General features: G+C 73.8%; 12 protein-coding genes. 2 read left to right on the forward strand and 10 right to left on the reverse strand.

Annotated features, from left to right (window positions below; all coding sequences use genetic code 11):
- Positions 1 to 12 precede the first annotated feature (12 nt).
- Entirely contained in the window at positions 13 to 261 is a 249-nt protein-coding gene (locus AAH991_RS10480) for an RICIN domain-containing protein (protein WP_346225573.1), read from the forward strand.
- Between the two features lie 193 nt (positions 262 to 454).
- On the opposite strand, the gene AAH991_RS10485 is transcribed toward AAH991_RS10480, so the two are convergent.
- Genes AAH991_RS10485 through AAH991_RS10495 form a run of 3 tightly spaced genes read right to left on the reverse strand, consistent with a single transcriptional unit; the run spans position 455 to position 7630 of the window.
- Positions 455 to 4027 (reverse strand): bifunctional glycosyltransferase/CDP-glycerol:glycerophosphate glycerophosphotransferase, encoded by a 3573-nt coding sequence (locus AAH991_RS10485; RefSeq protein WP_507185142.1) that lies wholly within the window; start codon positions 4025 to 4027, stop codon positions 455 to 457.
- The gene (locus AAH991_RS10490) at positions 3915 to 5600 is read right to left on the reverse strand and encodes a glycosyltransferase family 2 protein (protein WP_346225575.1); all 1686 of its coding nucleotides are present in this window, start codon (positions 5598 to 5600) and stop codon (positions 3915 to 3917) included. Before AAH991_RS10490 ends, AAH991_RS10485 begins: the two co-directional genes overlap by 113 nt.
- The gene (locus tag AAH991_RS10495) at positions 5597 to 7630 is read right to left on the reverse strand and encodes a glycosyltransferase family 2 protein (RefSeq protein ID WP_346225576.1); all 2034 of its coding nucleotides are present in this window, start codon (positions 7628 to 7630) and stop codon (positions 5597 to 5599) included. Before AAH991_RS10495 ends, AAH991_RS10490 begins: the two co-directional genes overlap by 4 nt.
- A gap of 219 nt (positions 7631 to 7849) precedes the next feature.
- Between AAH991_RS10495 and AAH991_RS10500 the strand changes: the two genes are divergently transcribed.
- A complete protein-coding gene (locus AAH991_RS10500) occupies positions 7850 to 8587 on the forward strand; it encodes a polysaccharide deacetylase family protein (protein ID WP_346225577.1) in 738 nt (245 codons plus the stop codon).
- On the opposite strand, the gene AAH991_RS10505 is transcribed toward AAH991_RS10500, so the two are convergent.
- The 7 genes from AAH991_RS10505 to AAH991_RS10535 all read right to left on the reverse strand — a co-directional run bounded on the left by AAH991_RS10505 (position 8526) and on the right by AAH991_RS10535 (position 17135).
- Complete coding sequence (locus AAH991_RS10505; RefSeq protein WP_346225578.1) at positions 8526 to 9746, reverse strand: acyltransferase family protein; 1221 nt, start codon at positions 9744 to 9746, stop codon at positions 8526 to 8528. The genes AAH991_RS10500 and AAH991_RS10505 overlap by 62 nt on opposite strands.
- 62 nt (positions 9747 to 9808) lie before the next feature.
- Positions 9809 to 11356: a glutamine-hydrolyzing GMP synthase gene (gene guaA / locus AAH991_RS10510; RefSeq protein WP_346225579.1), complete on the reverse strand. Its 1548-nt coding sequence runs from the start codon at positions 11354 to 11356 to the stop codon at positions 9809 to 9811.
- Positions 11357 to 11398: 42 nt separating this feature from the next.
- Positions 11399 to 12295 carry a class I SAM-dependent methyltransferase gene (locus AAH991_RS10515; RefSeq protein WP_346225580.1) on the reverse strand — a complete coding sequence of 299 codons (897 nt, stop codon included), beginning with the start codon at positions 12293 to 12295 and terminating at the stop codon, positions 11399 to 11401.
- 55 nt (positions 12296 to 12350) lie between these two features.
- Positions 12351 to 14072, reverse strand: a complete 1722-nt coding sequence (locus AAH991_RS10520) for an FAD-dependent oxidoreductase (RefSeq protein ID WP_346225581.1) — start codon at positions 14070 to 14072, stop codon at positions 12351 to 12353.
- Between the two features lie 16 nt (positions 14073 to 14088).
- Positions 14089 to 15645, reverse strand: a complete 1557-nt coding sequence (locus AAH991_RS10525; protein ID WP_346225582.1) for a succinic semialdehyde dehydrogenase — start codon at positions 15643 to 15645, stop codon at positions 14089 to 14091.
- 63 nt (positions 15646 to 15708) lie between these two features.
- Positions 15709 to 16545 (reverse strand): alpha/beta fold hydrolase, encoded by an 837-nt coding sequence (locus tag AAH991_RS10530; RefSeq protein ID WP_346225583.1) that lies wholly within the window; start codon positions 16543 to 16545, stop codon positions 15709 to 15711.
- Positions 16542 to 17135 (reverse strand): TetR/AcrR family transcriptional regulator, encoded by a 594-nt coding sequence (locus AAH991_RS10535; protein WP_346225584.1) that lies wholly within the window; start codon positions 17133 to 17135, stop codon positions 16542 to 16544. Before AAH991_RS10535 ends, AAH991_RS10530 begins: the two co-directional genes overlap by 4 nt.
- Positions 17136 to 17235 lie beyond the last annotated feature (100 nt).

Below are 17235 nucleotides of genomic sequence, written 5' to 3' on the forward strand. Positions count from 1 at the left end.
TCAGGAGGCTCGATGGCATTCACGCTGACCGGTCGGACACTCGCGGTGGCCGCCTGTCTGCTCGCCGGCTCGCTCACCCTGGCGCCGGCCGCCACCGCCGCCGGCGGTGACCGGCTCAAGGCGAAGTTCGTCGCCAATCTGGTCGCCCGGCACAGCGGCAAGTGCCTGGACGTCTACGGCCGGAGCACCGCCGACGAGGCGAGGATCGTGCAGTGGACCTGCGGCAACGGATGGCCCAACCAGGAGTGGCGGCTCGCCTGACCCGCGGAAGGTGACGGCGCGCCCCGGCTCGGCAGCCCGGCGTTCGGGGGGGCGACGTGCAGGACCTGTGAAGGAGGCCCGGCAGTCGTACGACTGCCGGGCCTCTCTTCCGCTCACAGTCCCTGGTCGTGCCACCACTCGGACCGATGCTCCCCAGGCCGCCCACTTCTCGTGGAGGGCGCGGGCGCCGCGGTCAGCCGAACAGGCCGTCCACCACCCGGCGGGCGGCCTGCCCGTCGGCCAGCGGGCGGTACCTCGCCAGGAACGCGGCGTACGCGTCCCGGTGCTTGTCGGCGACCTCGTCGAGGTGCGCGACCGCGTCGAGCACCTCCGCCTCCCGCAGCAGCGCCGGCCCCGGCGCCTCGGGCAGGAGCCACAGGTCCCGCGGCCGGCCGGCGTGCAGGAGCACCGGCCGCCCCGTCACGGCGAAGTCGAACACCGCCGTCACCTCCCCGGCGACCAGGACGTCCGCGGCGAGGTACAGCTCGTGCGGGTCCGGATGGCCGGTGAGGTCGCGGAGCCGGGCGTCGTCCGGCCCGGCTGCCGAGGGACGGCGGACCAGCAGCACGTGGTCCTCAGGGAGCCCGGCCGCCAGGCGCCCGGCGTCGAGCGTGTCGTGCTCCCCCGCGACGTACAGCAGGACGCGGGCGGGCTCCGGCAGGCCGAGGCGGCGCCGCACCTCGCCGGCGCGCTCGCGGGCGCCGGGCCCGGTCAGCAGGTCGTCGCACGGCAGTCCGGTCTCCCGCACCTCCCCGTCGAAGCCGAGCGTCCGCCGCAGCAGCGGCGTCCACCACGGGCCCGGAGAGACGAGATGGGTCCACTGACCCGCCCCGAAGCCGCCGGAGGCGTCCTTGCCCGGATACACGGGCCCCTGCCAGGTCTGCACCACCGCCTGACCGGGCCTGCGCTCGAACCACGGCGGCAGCGGCGCGTCGGTGACGACGTACCGGCACCGCGCGAGGGCCTCGTAGTGCTCCCGTCCCAGCGTGCGCACCGGTTCGACGTCGCCCGGCAGGGCGACCTGGCCGTCCCGTACGTTCCACAGCAGCGGCAGGTCGAACCCCCGGCGGCGCAGCTCCTCGCAGACGGCCCTCGGGCTGCCGCCGAAGCGGGTGCCCGCGCCGCCGTCGAACAGGACGGCGTCCCGCAGCGGCCTGTCCCTCATCTGGGGATAGGCCGTCGTGCGCAGCGCCCGCTGCGCCTTCCTGCCGCGCTCGTCGGCGGTCAGGTCGCCGCTCACGGTCAGCAGGGCCCGGCCGGGGCCCGTCGTGACGATCCCGAACGTACGGCGGGCCGTCTGGTGAGCGGCCGGAACGTCCGTGTCGAACTCCAGCGGCAGGTCGGCCCAGCTTCCCTCGGCGGCGCGTGCCCGGATCGACAGGGCGTACCGGCCGCGCGGCAGCGGCAGCGGCCCGGCGGGCGAACCCACCCGCTCGGGCGTCAGCCGTGCCCGGAAGCGGGTTCCCGCGCCCTCGATCGGCAGCAGCCACTCCCCGCGCCCCGGAACGGGCTTCAGTGCGGTCACCACCAGCGCCGACATCTCGTACGGCACGGCGAGGCCGCCCTCGACGAGCAGCTCGCCGCCCGGCAGCCACTCGGCGAGGTCGGCGTACGCCGCGACGGGCTGGTCTCGCAGGATCAGGCCGCCGGTGCGGTCCCGCGACACGACCATCTCCCGGCCGGCCAGGCCGTAGCGGCCGATGGGCACGTCCTCGGCGAGGGTCACCGGCGTGACCGTGCCGTCGGCGGCCCGCACCGCGACCTCCCACCAGACCTCGGGCGCGGCGACCTCCGCCGGCGCGGCCTCCCGGAACGCGGTGGTCCGGCCCGCGGGCAGCAGGTCGCGCAGGTCGACGACGGCCTCGAACGTCCGCCGGTCCACGTGCACGGGACAGGCGCGGGGGACGCCGCCGGGACGCCGGGTGACCTCGAGCAGCGGATTCGGTCCGAGGTCGTTGACGACGTGGCCCACCAGGCGCAGCCGGTCGTCTCGCACCTCGTGGGTGACGACCCGGGCGGTCTCCCGTCCGGCCCGGAGCACGAGGTCGCCGGTCTCCCCGAGCAGCGGCGCGACGTAGTGGTCGGAGCCCACGGCGCGGTATCCCGCCTGCTCGGCGATCGAGGCGGCGGCGCGCGGGTCGGTCAGCCGTCCGCGCCGCAGGACGCCCCGGTGGAGCACACGCAGTTCCACGTGCCACCGCCCGAGGCGGCCCGGCCTGGCCAGCTCCGCGGGGTCGATCGTCAACCGGAAGCCGCCCCAGTCGCGCTCCTTCGACTTCGCGGAGATCCGGGTCCTGACGACCGAGGCCGGCACCCGGACGCGCCGCCCGGTCCGCTCGTGGACGAGGGCGGCGAAGACCTGCTGGTGCACGCGCCGGGTGGGCCGCAGGAACGGCGCGGCGGCGCGGCCCTCCACCACGAGCACGCCGTCCTCCCACCGGATCGCGTCGATCCGGTGCCGCGGGACGAGCTCGTCCCTGGCCCTGGTGACGGCGGCGGGGATCTCGGCGGAGCGCGCGAGGGGCACGTTCAGGTGGTGACCGCCCATCCTGCGGACGAGCCGCCGGTCGGGGTGCACCTCCCGGTCCCAGGCGAGGACCTCCAGCAGGTCGGCCTGGCGGCGCAGCCGCACCAGATGCCACTGCAGACGCCGCAGGGCGGGCAGCCCGTCGAGCACGGGGGGCGCCACGTCCTCCAGGTAGAGGGCGGCGAGGTCGAGGAAGCGCTCCCGGAACGCCGGGGACCCCTGGTCGAGCACGTCGAGGAAGTTCGTGAGGTCGCCGTCGAGGACCGCGTGGTCCCAGGCGTGGATGTGCGCGGTGAAGTGGTGCTCGCTGAGGAAGCGGCGGACCTCGGTGACGGCGGCGAACCGGTCCTCCAGATGCGCCGCGCGCGTCTTGTCCTGCGTGATCGAACGGCCGCCGCCCTCGCGCCGCCGCCACAGGTAGACCGGCGCGGGCAGCACGTCCACGGCCCGCGCCAGGAAGTGGGCGCGCAGGGCCACGGCGATGTCCTCGTACAGCACGCCTTCGGGGAAGGCGAACCCGTGGGCGTCCCAGAACGAGCGGCGCCACAGCTTGTTGGTCACCAGGCGGTCCCGCAGGAGCGTGCGCGTCCGGGTGATGTGGGTCGCCGCGGCGGCGTCGGCGAACACGGCCCGGTGCATGGCCGACTGACGGGCGCCGCGCCCGTCGAGGCGCAGCACGTTGCCCGTGGCGAGATCCGAGCCCGTACGCTCCAGGGACGCCAGGAGGTATTCGAGGGCGTGCGCCGGCAGCAGGTCGTCGCTGTCGAGGAACATCAGGTAGTCCCCGGTGGCGTGCCGCACCCCCGTGTTGCGTGCCGCGCCGAGCCCCGCGTTGGCCTGGCGGACCAGCCGGAACCGGCGGTCCCGCGCCGCGAAGGCGGCGGCGATTTCGGCGCTGCCGTCCGGTGAGCCGTCGTCGACCATGACGACCTCGACGTCCTGCCAGGTCTGCGCGGCGACCGAGGCCAGGCATCCGGCGAGGTACGGTTCCACGTCGTAGATGGGGACGATCACGCTCAGGCGGGACATGGCTGGTCCTTGCGAGTCGGCGGAACGGCGATCGGAGGTCGGAGGTCGGAGTTCGGTGGTCGGAGTTCGGTGGTCGGATTTCGGTGGTCGGCCCGGCTCAGGCCGGGCGCACGAGCGCACGCAGGCGCCTGCGGAGCACCCGCGCGGTGCGGCGCAGCGGCCTGGGCACCGAGCGGGTGAGCGGTTTGGGCGCCAAGCGAAGCGATCCACGCACCATGCGGAGCGATTTCGGCATCGAGCGAAGCGATTCAGAAACCGAGCGGAGCGACGGCACTGAGCGGGCCGCACGCGGAGCACCCGCCTCGCCCGAAGCCTTCGCCGACGCGCGGCCGGGCAGCGGCGGCACCGTGGCCGCGGCGAGCGCGGCGGGCAGGAAGCCCCACGTGGAACCCGCGTCCCACACCGTGCCGTACATCTCGTGGACCAGGTCGTCGAGGTCGTCCCCCGGCCCGGCGCACCGCCGGGCGCGGCTCATCGCGGCGGTGCGCTCCAGCCGGGCGCTGACCACGCGGCCGTCCTTCCGCTCGTCCAGCGCCAGCGAGACGATGCCCAGCCGCTGCCGGTCGGCGTGCTTCACGACCGACCCGATGGTGCCCCGCGAGGGCACCCAGCCCGCCGGGCAGTGGAAGCGGAACGGCACGGGGAAACAGTCGTCCGGCACGGCCTCGAGGAACCGCACGCGCGGCTCGCCCCGGTAACACGCGAGCACCAGCCGGAGGTCGAGGGAGGGATCGCCGAGCGGGTCGCGCCGTCCGCCGCCGAGCCGCCCCCAGGGCCCGACGACGGTCACCCGCACGTCGGGCAGGCGCCCGGCGAGCACGGCGTCGACGGTCGCCCTGACCTCCTCGAACGACGCGTCCCCCACCTCGACCACGACGTCGACGTACGGCACCAGATAGGAGCGGTGGGGGTGCCTGCGCAGCCAGCGGAAGCTCGGGACGCGTTCGGCGAGGTGGGGCCAGTTGTGCCGCTTCACGTCGGCCTCCCTGCGCATGACGGTGGACCGGCCGAGGTGCCAGCACCGGCTGTGCCGGTCGGGCACGAACACGGCCCCCGCCTGGGCCAGCCGGTAGCCGAGCTCGGTGTCCTCGCCGAGGACCAGCGAGGCGTCCAGCCCGCCGGCGGCGCGCAGCAGGCGGGCCGGCAGCGACGCGGTGGCCCCGACCATGACGGAGAAGGCGTTGAACCCGGCCGCCCGCAGGTCGTCGGTCTGGTCCCAGCGCCGCTCGGTCCACTGCGGCGTGGCGTCCTCCTCTGCGTAGAGCTTGTGCACCGCGCCCGCCTCGACGGCCGCGAGCACCTCGCTCGCCGGGACCTCGTCCAGACCGGGCACGAACCGCAGGTGCCCGAGCACGACCAGGTAGTCGGCCAGGTGATGCCAGCGCATCTGGGCCTCCACGTGCTTGGGGAACAGCACGAGGTCGGCGTCCAGGTAGAGGATCACCTCCCCCTGTGCCGCCTCGGCCCCCGCCGCGCAGGCGCTCGCCCTGCCCCACGCCCCGCCGCGCGGGCGGACCACCCGCAGCCGCTCCGGCAGCGGCCCGGCCGACGAGTCGGGCAGCGGCGCCATGGGCCGGTCGCCGTCGTCCACCACCAGGACCTCCATGAGGTGGGCCGGGTAGGTCTGCCGGGCCAGGCCGGCCAGCGTGAGCGGCAGCGTGCGCTCCGCGCGGGAGGCGGGGATCACCACGCTCACCGTCCGCGTGGGGGTCCACTCCCCGGGCGCGGGCGGCTCCCCGAGCACCCCGTAGTCGTTGAGCGGGATGCGCACAGCCCCCGTCACGTCCTCACCTCCGCCCGCCATGGGGCACCGTCCTCCATCAGCTCGTTGAAGACCAGCCCGCGCCACTGCTCCTGATAGGCCGCGAGGAACGACTGCACGGGCTGGCGCCAGGTGTGGCCGTACGCGCTGCGGCGGCGCAGCACGTAGCCGAGGCCGTGGGTGCGGTAGATCCGGCCGCCGACGGCCTCCACCGCCTGCAGGAGCTGGCCGTCCACGGTCCTCGCCAGCGGCCGGAACCCGCCGGCCGCCTCGAACGCCGCCCGGGTGACCAGCATCGTGCCCCCGGCCACGAGCGGCGCGAACCGCTCGGTGCCGATGCATCTCCTGATCGTCACGTCGAGCGACTCCAGGTAGACGAACTCCGCCGCCGTCCCGACGAGGTCGGCGCCGCTGTAGTGCCGGGCGAGCAGGAGGTCGGCGAGGTGGTCGGGGCCGTACCAGTCGTCGTCGTCCACCTTCGTCAGGTACGACCCGGACGCGGCGGCCGCCATCCGGTTCAGGACCTCGCCGAACGGCGTGGTGGCCGGGGCCTCGATCACGGTGAGCGGCAGCCGCGTGCGGGGGATCGCCGTCTCCCTCGCCGTGAAGCCGTGGAGGCCCACGATCAGCTCGGCGCTCACGCCGCGCTGGCGCTCCATCTGCCCGACCGCGAACGGCACCATCTCCGGGCGGCGCGTGCACAGCAGGATCGAGACCCGCGGCTCCGGCGGCACCGGCAGGCCGGCGGCCGGGGCGAGACGCCGCCAGCGGGCGGCGGCCCCGTGCTCGCGCAGCGCGGCCCTGCGCAGGCGGATGCTCAGCTCCTCACGGCGCAGGTCGGACGCGATCGCCTCGCCGGTCACGGCCGCGAGCGCGGCGGACAGGCAGGGGCCGAGCGCCCGGTCGCGGGCGGGATCGGGTGCGGCGAGCACCGGGATCCCGGCGGCGGCGAGGGCGGCGACGACGCGGGCGACCGCTCTCGCCCGCCCCTCCCCCGCATGGGGGCCGATCGCGGGCACCTCGATCCCGCGTACGTCCCGCAGCCGGGCGACGTCCACATCCGTGACCCGTCCCGCGGCCGGGATCCGTACGAGCCTGTCCGCGCCGAGGGCGACGGCGAACCCGTCCCGGTGCGCGGCGAGCGCCGCCATCCCCCGCGAGGGTTGCCGGCGGAACCCGATGGGGTTGACCACGGCCTCGTCCAGCGGCGGCGCCAGACCGTCCTCCACCGGCCCGCCGGCCACCGGGCCACCGACCACCGGGCCGCCATCCGTCCGGCCGTCGATCAGAGGGCCGACGACCACCGGGCCGTCCGCGTGCGCCCGGCGCAGCGGCAGGTCGCAGCCGGGGGCGTCGCGGCGGTCCGGCACCGGCCCGCCGGGCGGCGACAACGTCACGTTCGGGTCGCCGGGCCGCCAGTCGGCCGTGCCGCCGCCCTCCAGGCCCGCGACGGGAGTCGTCGCCCCGCACGCGCCGAACAGGCCGCGCGCCACGTGGGCCACGACGTCGCCGGCCGGCACGGGCTCGGTGAAGGCGGCGTCCAGGTGCCAGCCGCGCCTGCGGCGGGTGACCCGTAGCTCGGCCAGGTGACGCCAGCAGGCGCCCGGCGTGGCGACCGGCAGGGGCTGGGCCGCCCAGGGCGGCACGTCGGCGACGGCGATCCGCACCCGTGTCGCCGTGGGCAGCAGGCCACGCAGCGGCACCGCCCTGCGCAGATCGGCCGGGGACCGCACGGCGAGCACGACGCATCCGATCGCACCGGTGCCGTCCGGCGGCCGGTCCGCACGATCCGCGCCGTCCCCGCTGTTCGCGCCATCACTGCCGTCCGCGCCCTTCCCACCCTTCGTGCCGTTCGCGCACGGCAGGGCGGAGTAGGCGCCGGGGCTCGCGTCCGCGTCGCCCGCCGCAAGCGGCGGCGGCACGGGAACGGGGACGTCTTCCAGCGGTGTCCAGGGACCGGTGAAGTCCTCGACGAGGCGGCCGAGCAGCGCGGGACAGGACTCGAACCCGATCCACGTCCCCCACGCCGACCGGGAGGCGGCTCGCGTCACCCGCCCTCCTCACACTGCCCGGTTCCTCTTCCGACCGGCCCAGCATCGCGAACCCCGCTCCGGACGGGGCCGCCTTAGCCCCTTCCTTGGCCGAAGGTTTAATCGCTCCCCGCCGCAGGTGGGCGCGGGTTTTCCGGCGGTACGGAACCGGACTGACGAGGAGGAAGTGCCGCGAAGCACGTTACGATGCCGCGTTATAGATTCCCGAGGAGTATCCCCATGGCTGTACGTCGTCTGATCCCTGTGGCCGTCGCGTGCGCCCTCGCGGCGGCCACCGCCACTCCCGCGCAGGCTCGCGGGACCGATGAGCCGTACTGCGCGACCCACAAGTGCATCGCCCTGACCTTCGACGACGGTCCGGGGCCGTACACCCAGACGTTGCTGAAGACCCTCGCCGAATACAAGGCCAAGGCGACGTTCTTCGTCATCGGGACGGAGGTGAAGAAGCATCCGAAGCTCACTCAGCAGATCGCCAAGGCGGGCCACGAGATCGGCAACCACTCGTGGGACGCCAGCTACCTGACCGAGCTCACGTACGCCCAGATCAACAAGAAGATCGGCGACACCCAGCGGCTGATCCAGAAGACGACGGGCAAGGCCCCGAAGCTCTTCCGCGCCCCCGGCGGGCTGCGCAACGGCGGAGTGCAGGAGATCACCGCCAAGTTCGGGCTCCTCCAGGTGCCCGGCACGACCGCCACGAAGGACTACATCAAGGACTACCGGCACGTGGACCTGCTCACCGGCCGGGCCCTCGACGTGGCCGGCGAGGGCGAGGTCGTGCTGATGCACGAGACCGTCAAGGAGACCGTGCAGTCGATGCCCGAGGTGCTCCAGACGCTGACCGCCGAGGGCTACAGCTTCGTGACGGTGTCCACCCTGCTGGAGGGCGAGGAGCTCACCCCGGGACAGGTATATCCCGACCGCTCGGGGACGGCGACGACCGCCGCCGTCGAATGATCCTGCGGCCCAGCGCCTGGGCCGGCGCCTCGACGAAGCGGTAGGTGAGCCAGCTCAGCGTGAGCAGCGCCACGAGATAGCCGAGTGCGAGAGCCGTCCGGCCGGTCGGCGCGAGCGACCGCAGGTCGCCGGCGAGCACGTTCAGATACTTGAGCAGCGGGTGGTGCAGCAGGTAGACCGAGTAGCTGATCAGGCCGAGCCAGGTCAGCACGCCGGGGACGCGCCGCCCGCGCAGCGCCATGCCGAGCGCGAACGTCCCGCCGGCGAGGACCATCGTGATGATCCACACGTCGGGCTGCACCCACCACCAGCCCGCCTGGATCGACCACACCGGCGCGGCGGCCACCAGGGCCGCCGCGGCCACGACCGGGCCGAGCCCGGCCGTCCCCCGCTCCCACCGGTACAGCGCCGTCCCCGTGAACATCACCGCGAGGATGGCCGCGCCGAACCACGGCACGAAGCTGCCGAACACGAGCAGCACGAGCGCCGTCAGACCCAGCGCGTACGCCGCGACCGTCCGGAACCGGCCGGTGATCAGGCAGGCCAGGCCCGCGACGAACAGCACACCGGTGGCGACGGCGGGCCACGGCCCCGGCAGCAGCGGCGCCGACAGCACCAGCCCGGCGCCGACCGCCACGACGCCGAAGGCGATCGCCAGCGTCCCGCTGCGCCGGTGCACGCCGCCCACGAACAACGCGGTCACCAGCAGGTAGAACACCATCTCGTACGACAGCGTCCACATGGGGTCGGCGAGGGCGCCGGTGTGCACGACGTCGAGCAGCATGGTCACGTGCGCGGCCACGGCCGAGGGGTCCCGGGGCACCTCCTGGCGCACCGGAACCCAGAACGCCATCGCGAGCACGAGGGCGATCACCAGCAGATACAGCGGGTACAGCCGGAAGACCCGGCTGACCCAGAACGCCCCGACGTCGCCCCTGTTCTCCAGGGACGCGGGGATGATGTACCCGCTGACCAGGAAGAAGACCAGCACGCCGTACATGCCGAGGCTGAACCAGTAGGGGCGCAACGACGGCATGAGCCAGGGCAGCGCGTGCTCGGCGACCACCGCCATCGCGCCGATCCCCCGCAGGGCGTCCAGCCAGGCGAGCCTGGTGGCCTTGGCGCCGGAGCGAGCGGTGTCGGGCTGAGTGGCAATCACCGCGATACCCTATCCGGCACGGCCGGGATCAATCCGGTTGATCTCCACTCATCGATCCCGGATCACTCCCACTCGATGGTGCCCGGCGGCTTGCTCGTCACGTCGAGGACCACGCGGTTGACCTCGCGGACCTCGTTGGTGATGCGGGTGGAGATACGCGACAGCACGTCGTACGGCACCCGCGACCAGTCGGCGGTCATGGCGTCCTCGGAGGTCACCGGCCGCAGGACGACGGGATGGCCGTAGGTGCGGCCGTCTCCCTGCACGCCGACCGAGCGGACGTCGGCCAGCAGCACGACAGGGCACTGCCAGATGTCGCGGTCGAGACCGGCGCGGGTGAGCTCCTCGCGGGCGATCGCGTCGGCCTCGCGGAGCAGGTCGAGGCGCTCGCGGGTGACCTCGCCGATGATCCGGATGCCGAGGCCGGGCCCGGGGAACGGCTGGCGCCAGACCATGGCCGGGGGCAGGCCGAGCTCCTCGCCGGCCCGCCGCACCTCGTCCTTGAACAGCGTGCGCAGCGGCTCGACCAGCGCGAACTTGAGATCCTCGGGCAGCCCGCCGACGTTGTGGTGCGACTTGATGTTCGCGGTGCCGGTGCCGCCGCCGGACTCGACCACGTCCGGGTAGAGCGTGCCCTGCACGAGGAAGTCCACCGGCCCGTCGGCGAGGATCGCGCGCTGCTCGTCCTCGAAGACCCGGATGAACTCCCGTCCGATGATCTTGCGCTTCTCCTCCGGGTCGGTGACGCCCGACAGCGCCTTGAGGAAGCGCTCGGCGGCGTCCACGACGCGGAGCTTGACGCCGGTCGCCTCGACGAAGTCGCGCTCGACCTGCTCGGCCTCGCCCTTGCGCAGCAGCCCGTGGTCGACGAAGACACAGGTGAGCCGGTCGCCGATGGCCCGCTGCACGATGGCGGCGGCGACGGCGGAGTCGACCCCGCCCGACAGCGCGCAGATCGCCCGGCCGTCGCCCACCTGGGCGCGCACGGCCTCGACGGCGTCCTCGACGATGTTGAGCATGGTCCAGGAGGGACGGCACCCGGCCGCCTCCAGGAAGTGCTTGAGCACCTGCTGCCCGTGCTCGGAGTGGAGCACCTCGGGGTGGAACTGCACGCCGTACAGGCCGCGGGAGGGGTCCTCCATCGCGGCGACCGGGGTGGCGTCGGTGGCGGCCGTGACGGCGAACCCGGCCGGGGCGCCGACCACGGAGTCCCCGTGCGACATCCAGACGGTCTGCGCCACGGGCAGCCCGGCGAACAGCAGGCCCTCCTTGAGGACCTGGAGCGCGGTCCCGCCGAACTCGGCGGAGTCGGTCCTGGCGACCTCGCCGCCGAGCGCCCGGGCCATCGCCTGGAAGCCGTAGCAGATGCCGAAGGTCGGCACCCCGGTCTCGAACAGGCCGTCCGGGACCGGCGGGGCGCCCTCGGCGTACACCGACGACGGACCGCCGGACAGGATGATCGCCTTCGGCTTCTTCTCCAGCATCTCGGAGACCGGCATGGTCGACGGGACGATCTCGGAGTAGACGTGGCACTCACGCACCCGTCGTGCGATCAGCTGCGCGTACTGCGCGCCGAAGTCCACGACGAGGACCGTGTCGAACTCAGACACTGGAAAGGACCCCCATGAAGGCAGCGAGGCGGTAACGCCAGTCTATCGGCGCGGTGACGCGTCCCGCCCGGCCGCACCACGCGGGCGGCCGGGCGGGCGGGCGCGGGTCAGCACCGAGATCTCACTGGAGGCCAGCGCGTCGGTGCGCGCCCAGAACGCGGGATCGACGGCGTCGCGCTCCGGCGCCTGCTCGATCACCTCGAAGCCGTGCTCCTCCAGCAGGTCCGCCGCCTCCGCCGGGCTCAGGAACGTCAGCCAGGGCTCGCCGTGCCCGGCCACCAGCGGCATCAGGGTCTCGGCGTACGCCCGGGCGCGCGGGCCGCGCGAGGCCTCGGGCAGCAGGTGGTCGACGACGATCTCGCTGCCGGGGGCGAGGCGGCCGAGCCCGGCCAGCGTACGGGCGACGGCCTCACGGGTGAGATACGCGGTGACGCCGAGCCAGCTCACGAACGCGGGCCGGGCGAGATCGAAGCCGTGCGCGGCCAGCCGGTCGGCCGCGCGGTCGGCCTCCAGGTCCGCGGGGACGTACGTGAGGCGGGGCGGCGCCGGGAGACCGGCGCGCTCCATCGCCTCCAGTTTCCAGCGCTGGGTGGCCGGGTGGTCCACTTCGAAGACCCGCACGGGACCCGAGGCCGACCGGCAGGCGTAGGTGTCCAGTCCCGCGCCGAGGATCACGTACTGGCGGACGCCGCGCCGTACGGCGCCGGCCAGGCGGTCCTCGGTGTAGCGGCTCCGGGTGACGACGGCCGCGCGCAGCCCGGCGAGCACGGGATGAGCGCCCGTCGCGCGATGAAGGCCCACCAGCTCCTCCGCGCACTCCCCGAGCAGGGGGTATGCCAGCGGATCACGGAAGACGACCGGCTCGCCGTCGACGATCAGGTGCGCGGCGCGCGCCGCCGCCGCGTGAAGCGCCGTCCCGCTGGGTCCCTCGGCCTGCACGCGTCGAGCGTAAACCGCCGTGAAGATCTTTACGATGGGCCGGTCGGCTGCCGGATCAGGAGGGCGCGGGCTCCGCCGGGGGTGGGGAGCCGGGGGCCTCGCGGTGGGTGATCTCCACGATGGGCAGGCGGAGCGCGGCCGGGGCGGACGGCGGGACGACCGGCCGCACGGGCGCGACCGGCGTGAGCCGCGCGTACGGCGAGCCGAGGGCGGGCCGAAGATCGGGCTCACCATTGTTGGGCCACAGCGCCATCGCCCGCTCGGCCTGCGCGGTGATCGTGAGGGAGGGGTTCACGCCGAGGTTGGCCGACACGGCCGAGCCGTCCACGACGTGCAGGCCCTCGTATCCGTAGACCCGGTGGTAGGGGTCGATCACGCCGGTCTCGGGCGAGTCGCCGATCGCGCAGCCGCCGAGGAAGTGCGCCGTCGCCGGTACGTCGAACAGGTCGAGCCAGGAGCCGCCGGGAAGGCCGCCGATCTCCTCGGCCGCCAGGCGGACGGCCTCGTGCCCGGCGGGGATCCAGGTGGGGTTCGGCTCGCCGTGGCCCGGTCCCGCCCGCAGCCTGCCGCCCTTCAGGGACAGCGTGATCGAGTTGTCCTTGGCCTGCATGACCAGGGCGATGACCGTGCGCTCGGACCACCTGCGGTGGTTGAACAGCCGGGGCAGCAGGTGCGGCCGCCGCAGCGCGGCGCCGAGGAACTTCAGCCAGCGCGGGGCCCGGCCGCCGCCGTCCACGAGCAGCGTGCGCAGCAGGCCCATGGCGTTGGAGCCGTCGCCGTACCGGACCGGCTCGATGTGCGTCTCCGCGTCCGGATGGATCGAGGAGGTGATCGCCACGCCGTGGTTGAGCTTGCCGCCCTTCGCCGTCGGCCGCTCGAAGCCGAGCAGCGCTTCGGAGTTCGTCCTGGTCAGCGCGCCGAGCCGGGGCGAGATCCGGGGCAGCGTGGTCGCCCTGAGCCGGTGGAGCAAGTGCTGCGTGCCGTACGTGCCTGCGGCGAAGACCACCTGGGCGGCGGTCAGCGTGCGGGTGGGGCCGAAGAGGGCCCCGGTGCGCTTCACCGTGATCTCGTAACCGCCCTCGACGGGCCGCACCCCGGTCACTGTGGTCTCGGGGTGGACCTTCGCCCCGGCCTTCTCGGCCAGGTAGAGGTAGTTCTTGATCAGCATGTTCTTGGCGCCGTGCCGGCAGCCGGTCATGCACTCGCCGCACTCGACGCAGCCGCGGCGGCGCGGCCCCACGCCGCCGAAGAAGGGGTCGTCGACCTCGACGCCGGGCTCGCCGAAGAACACCCCGACCGGGGCGAGGTGGAAGGTGTGGCCGACGCCCATCCGCTCGGCGACCTTCTTCATCACCTCGTCGGCGGCGGTCACCGTGGGGTTCTCCACCACGCCCAGCATCCGCTTGGCCTGGTCGTAGTAGGGCGCGAGCTCCGCCTTCCAGTCGGTGATGTGGCACCACTGGGGGTCCTGGAAGAACGGGTCGAGGGGCTCGTAGAGCGTGTTGGCGTAGACGAGCGAGCCGCCGCCCACGCCCGCGCCGGCCAGCACCATCACGCCGTTGGAGCCGCGCAGGACGTGGATGCGCTGGATGCCCTTCAGGCCGAGCGCGGGGGCCCACAGGAAGTCCCTGGCCCGCCACGAGGTCTTCGGCAGGGTCTTTTCGTCGAACCGTCGGCCGGCCTCGAGGACGCCGACCGAGTAGCCCTTCTCGGTGAGCCGCAGCGCGGTCACGCTCCCGCCGAACCCCGACCCGATCACCGCGACGTCGTAGTCCAACGTCCCGCCTTCCTTCTCACTTGAGGTGCAGCCGCTTCATGGTCTTGAGCAGCCCCGCGAGCGTGTCGGCGTACCTGTCGTAGGTCATGCCGAGGATCGGCTCGAAGCCCAGCCACGTGGCCTGGCTCGCCACCGTCTGGACCTCCGTGTACTTCAGCAGGCCCTCGGTCCCGTGGCGGCGGCCGAGCCCGGACGACTTCATCCCGCCCATCGGCGCGTCGTAGGACGCGTACGCCGAGCCGTACCCCTCGTTGATGTTGACGGTGCCCGCCTTGATCCGGGCGGCGAGGCGGCGGCCCCGCGCGACGTCCCCGGTCCAGATCGAGGCGTTCAGCCCGTACGCCGTGTCGTTGGCCGCGCGGACCGCCTCGTCCTCGTCCCTGAAGCGGTAGAGCGACACGACCGGCCCGAACGTCTCGTCCCGGCAGACGGCCATGTCCTCGCCGACACCGTCGAGGACGGTCGGCTCGTAGAAGAACGGGCCGAGGTCGGGACGCGGGCGGCCGCCCGTCAGCACCGTGGCGCCCTTGGCGACCGCGTCCTCGACGTGCGCGGCGACGCCGTCGAGCTGCCGCTGCGAGGTGAGCGAGCCCATCTGCGGGTCCCAGTCGAGCCCGGGGCCGATCTTCATGTTCTGCACCGCCCGCACGAACTTGTCGCGGAAGGCGCCGGCGACGGCCTCGTGCACGTAGAGACGCTCGATCGAGATGCACAGCTGCCCGGCGTTGGTGAAGCAGGCCCGGATCGCGCCCTGCGCGGCGACGTCGAGGTCGGCGTCGTCGAGCACGATCATCGGGTTCTTGCCGCCGAGCTCCAGCGAGCAGCCGATGAGCCGCTTGGCCGCCTCCTCGGCGATCCTGCGCCCGCCGCGCGTCGAGCCGGTGAACGCGACGTAGTCGGCGCCGTCCATCAGCGGGTCGCCGATGTCCTCCGGATCGCCGAGCACGACCTGCCAGATGTCGCGCGGCATGCCCAGCTCGACCAGCAGGTCGATCGTCCACAGCGTGGACAGCGGGGTCTGGGTGTCCGGCTTGTGCACGACGGCGTTGCCCGCGATCAGGGCGGGGACCACGTCGGTGACACCGAGGGCCAGCGGGTAGTTCCACGGGCTGATCACCGCGACCGTGCCCTTGGGGTGGCGCAGCTCGGTCGTGCGGGTGGCGATCGGGAAGATGCCCTGCCTGCGCTGCGGTTCCAGCAGCCCGGACGCCCGCCGCGCGTAGTAGAGCGTGCAGCCCACCACGTCCGCGAGCTCCTCGTACGCGTGGCGGCGCGCCTTGCCCGTCTCCCACTGCACCACGTCGAGCAGCTCCCGGCGCCGGTCGAGCATCGCGTCGTGGAGCCGCAGGAAGGGCCTGATCCGCTCACGGACCGGCAGCGCCGCCCAGGCCTCCTGCGCCTGCCTGGCCCTGGCGTACGCCGCCCGCACGTCCTCGGGCGTGGAGATCGGAACCTCGGCCAGGACCTCGCCGGTGAACGGCGCGAGGATCTCCCGCGTCTTGCCCTCCGAGGAGACGTGCGTGAGGATCCGGTCGACCATGGCCGCGTCGAGCGTCCGATTCATGGCACCCATGGCGGAAGAATATTCCGGAGCTCCGCTCGTGGCTACCGGTAGGTAACGACCCTCGCGCCGCGGTTACGCGCTCAGCACCGCGCGGAGCGTCTTCCCGAACTCCGCGGGATGCGTGGTGAGCCCCACGTGGCCGCCGGGGAAGTGGACGAGCTCCGTGCCGAAGCGTTCGGCCAGGAAGGCGGCGGGACGGTAGGGCAGCTCACCGCGCGAGTCCGCTCCGGCCGCGAGCACGAGCCGGTCCGACAGGGTCTCCAGGCGGTCCACGTCCGGCGTGTACGCCATGAAGCTCGGCACGATTCGCCCGAGAAAGTAGGACATATCCGCCATCGTCCGCTCGGCTCGGGCCGCCGCCTGCGGCGGCAGCTCGGCGGCCGCCGGGGGCTCGACGGGGTCACCGGGCCGCCTGAGACCGGCCGCGAACACCGCGGCGGCGGGCATCAGTCCCTCCCGGCGGAACGTGTCCCGGACGCGGGCGAGCAGCGCCCGGTGCTCGGCGGCGTCCGGCAGCACCTCGACCACCGGCGGCTCGTGCGCCACGACGCGTTCGACGCGCTCGGGGTGGGTGGTGAGCAGGTGCAGCGCGACGATCGCGCCGGAGCTGCAGCCGGCCACGAGGGCGGGCGCGTCCGGGGACAGCAGGTCAAGCAGCCGCACCGCGTCGTCGGCGTGCCGCGCGACCGACTGCCCCGCCTCCGGGTCGTCCAGCGGGCTGCGGGTGAGGCCGCGCGGATCGTAGGACGCGACCGTGTAATCGGCGGCCAGGTCGTCGGCGACCCCGTCGTAGGCGGCCGCGCCGCCCGTGCCGCCGGGGATCAGCAGCAGGAGCGGGCCCGTGCCGCGCACCTCGTAGTGCAGGGTGGCGCCGTCCACGCGCAGGCGGCCGGTGGTCGGGCTGGTCATGCGGGGTCTCCTTCGTCGTGCGGGGGCCAGTGCTCGAGGAGGGTGTGCAGGGCGTCGAGGCAGCGGACCCAGGAGTCCTCCGCCGGGCGCGCGTGCGCGAACCCGCCCGCGGCCTCGAGGCTGGTGAAGCCGTGCAGTGTGCTGCGCATCAGCCGGACCGCGTCGGTCAGGTCGGGTTCCGCCAGCGCGTAGGCGCGCAGCATGCCGTAGGTCAGCTCGACGGCGCGTCGTGGTCCGGGCGCCCGGGCCACGAGCTCGGGATCGATCTGTATCGGGATCTGCGTCGCCATGTATCGGCCCGGGTGGTCGTGGGCGTACTGCCGCCAGGCGTTCGCGTACGCCACCAGCGCGTCCTTCCCGGCCCGCCCGGCGATCGCCTCCGCGATACGGAGGGTCTTCTCGTCCGCCGCCAGCAGCGCGATCCGCCCGCGCAGGTCCTCGAGGTTGCGTACGTGCGCGTAGAGGCTGGCGTCCTTCACCCCGAGCCGGCGCGCCACCGCCGACATGGTCACGTGGTCGAGCCCGACCTCGTCCGCCAGCTCGGCGCCGGCGAGCGTCACCCGATCCGCCGTCAACCCGGCCCGCCCCATCCGCCCGCTCCTCTTCCTAAGGCAATTAGCTATTTCCTAATAGCCCTAGATTGTAGCTTGGGTTCCAAGGCACCCGGGAACGTCGAACCGGTGCGGGATC

The organism is Microbispora sp. ZYX-F-249, assembly GCF_039649665.1.
Taxonomy (GTDB): domain Bacteria; phylum Actinomycetota; class Actinomycetes; order Streptosporangiales; family Streptosporangiaceae; genus Microbispora; species Microbispora maris.

Coding starts and splice junctions, on each gene's coding strand:
- AAH991_RS10480 (WP_346225573.1), top strand. CDS start 13: ATGGCATTCACGCTGACCGGTCGGACACTCGCGGTGGCCGCCTGTCTG.
- AAH991_RS10500 (WP_346225577.1), top strand. CDS start 7,850: ATGGCTGTACGTCGTCTGATCCCTGTGGCCGTCGCGTGCGCCCTCGCG.
- AAH991_RS10525 (WP_346225582.1), bottom strand. CDS start 15,645: ATGGGTGCCATGAATCGGACGCTCGACGCGGCCATGGTCGACCGGATC.
- AAH991_RS10530 (WP_346225583.1), bottom strand. CDS start 16,545: ATGACCAGCCCGACCACCGGCCGCCTGCGCGTGGACGGCGCCACCCTG.
- AAH991_RS10535 (WP_346225584.1), bottom strand. CDS start 17,135: ATGGGGCGGGCCGGGTTGACGGCGGATCGGGTGACGCTCGCCGGCGCC.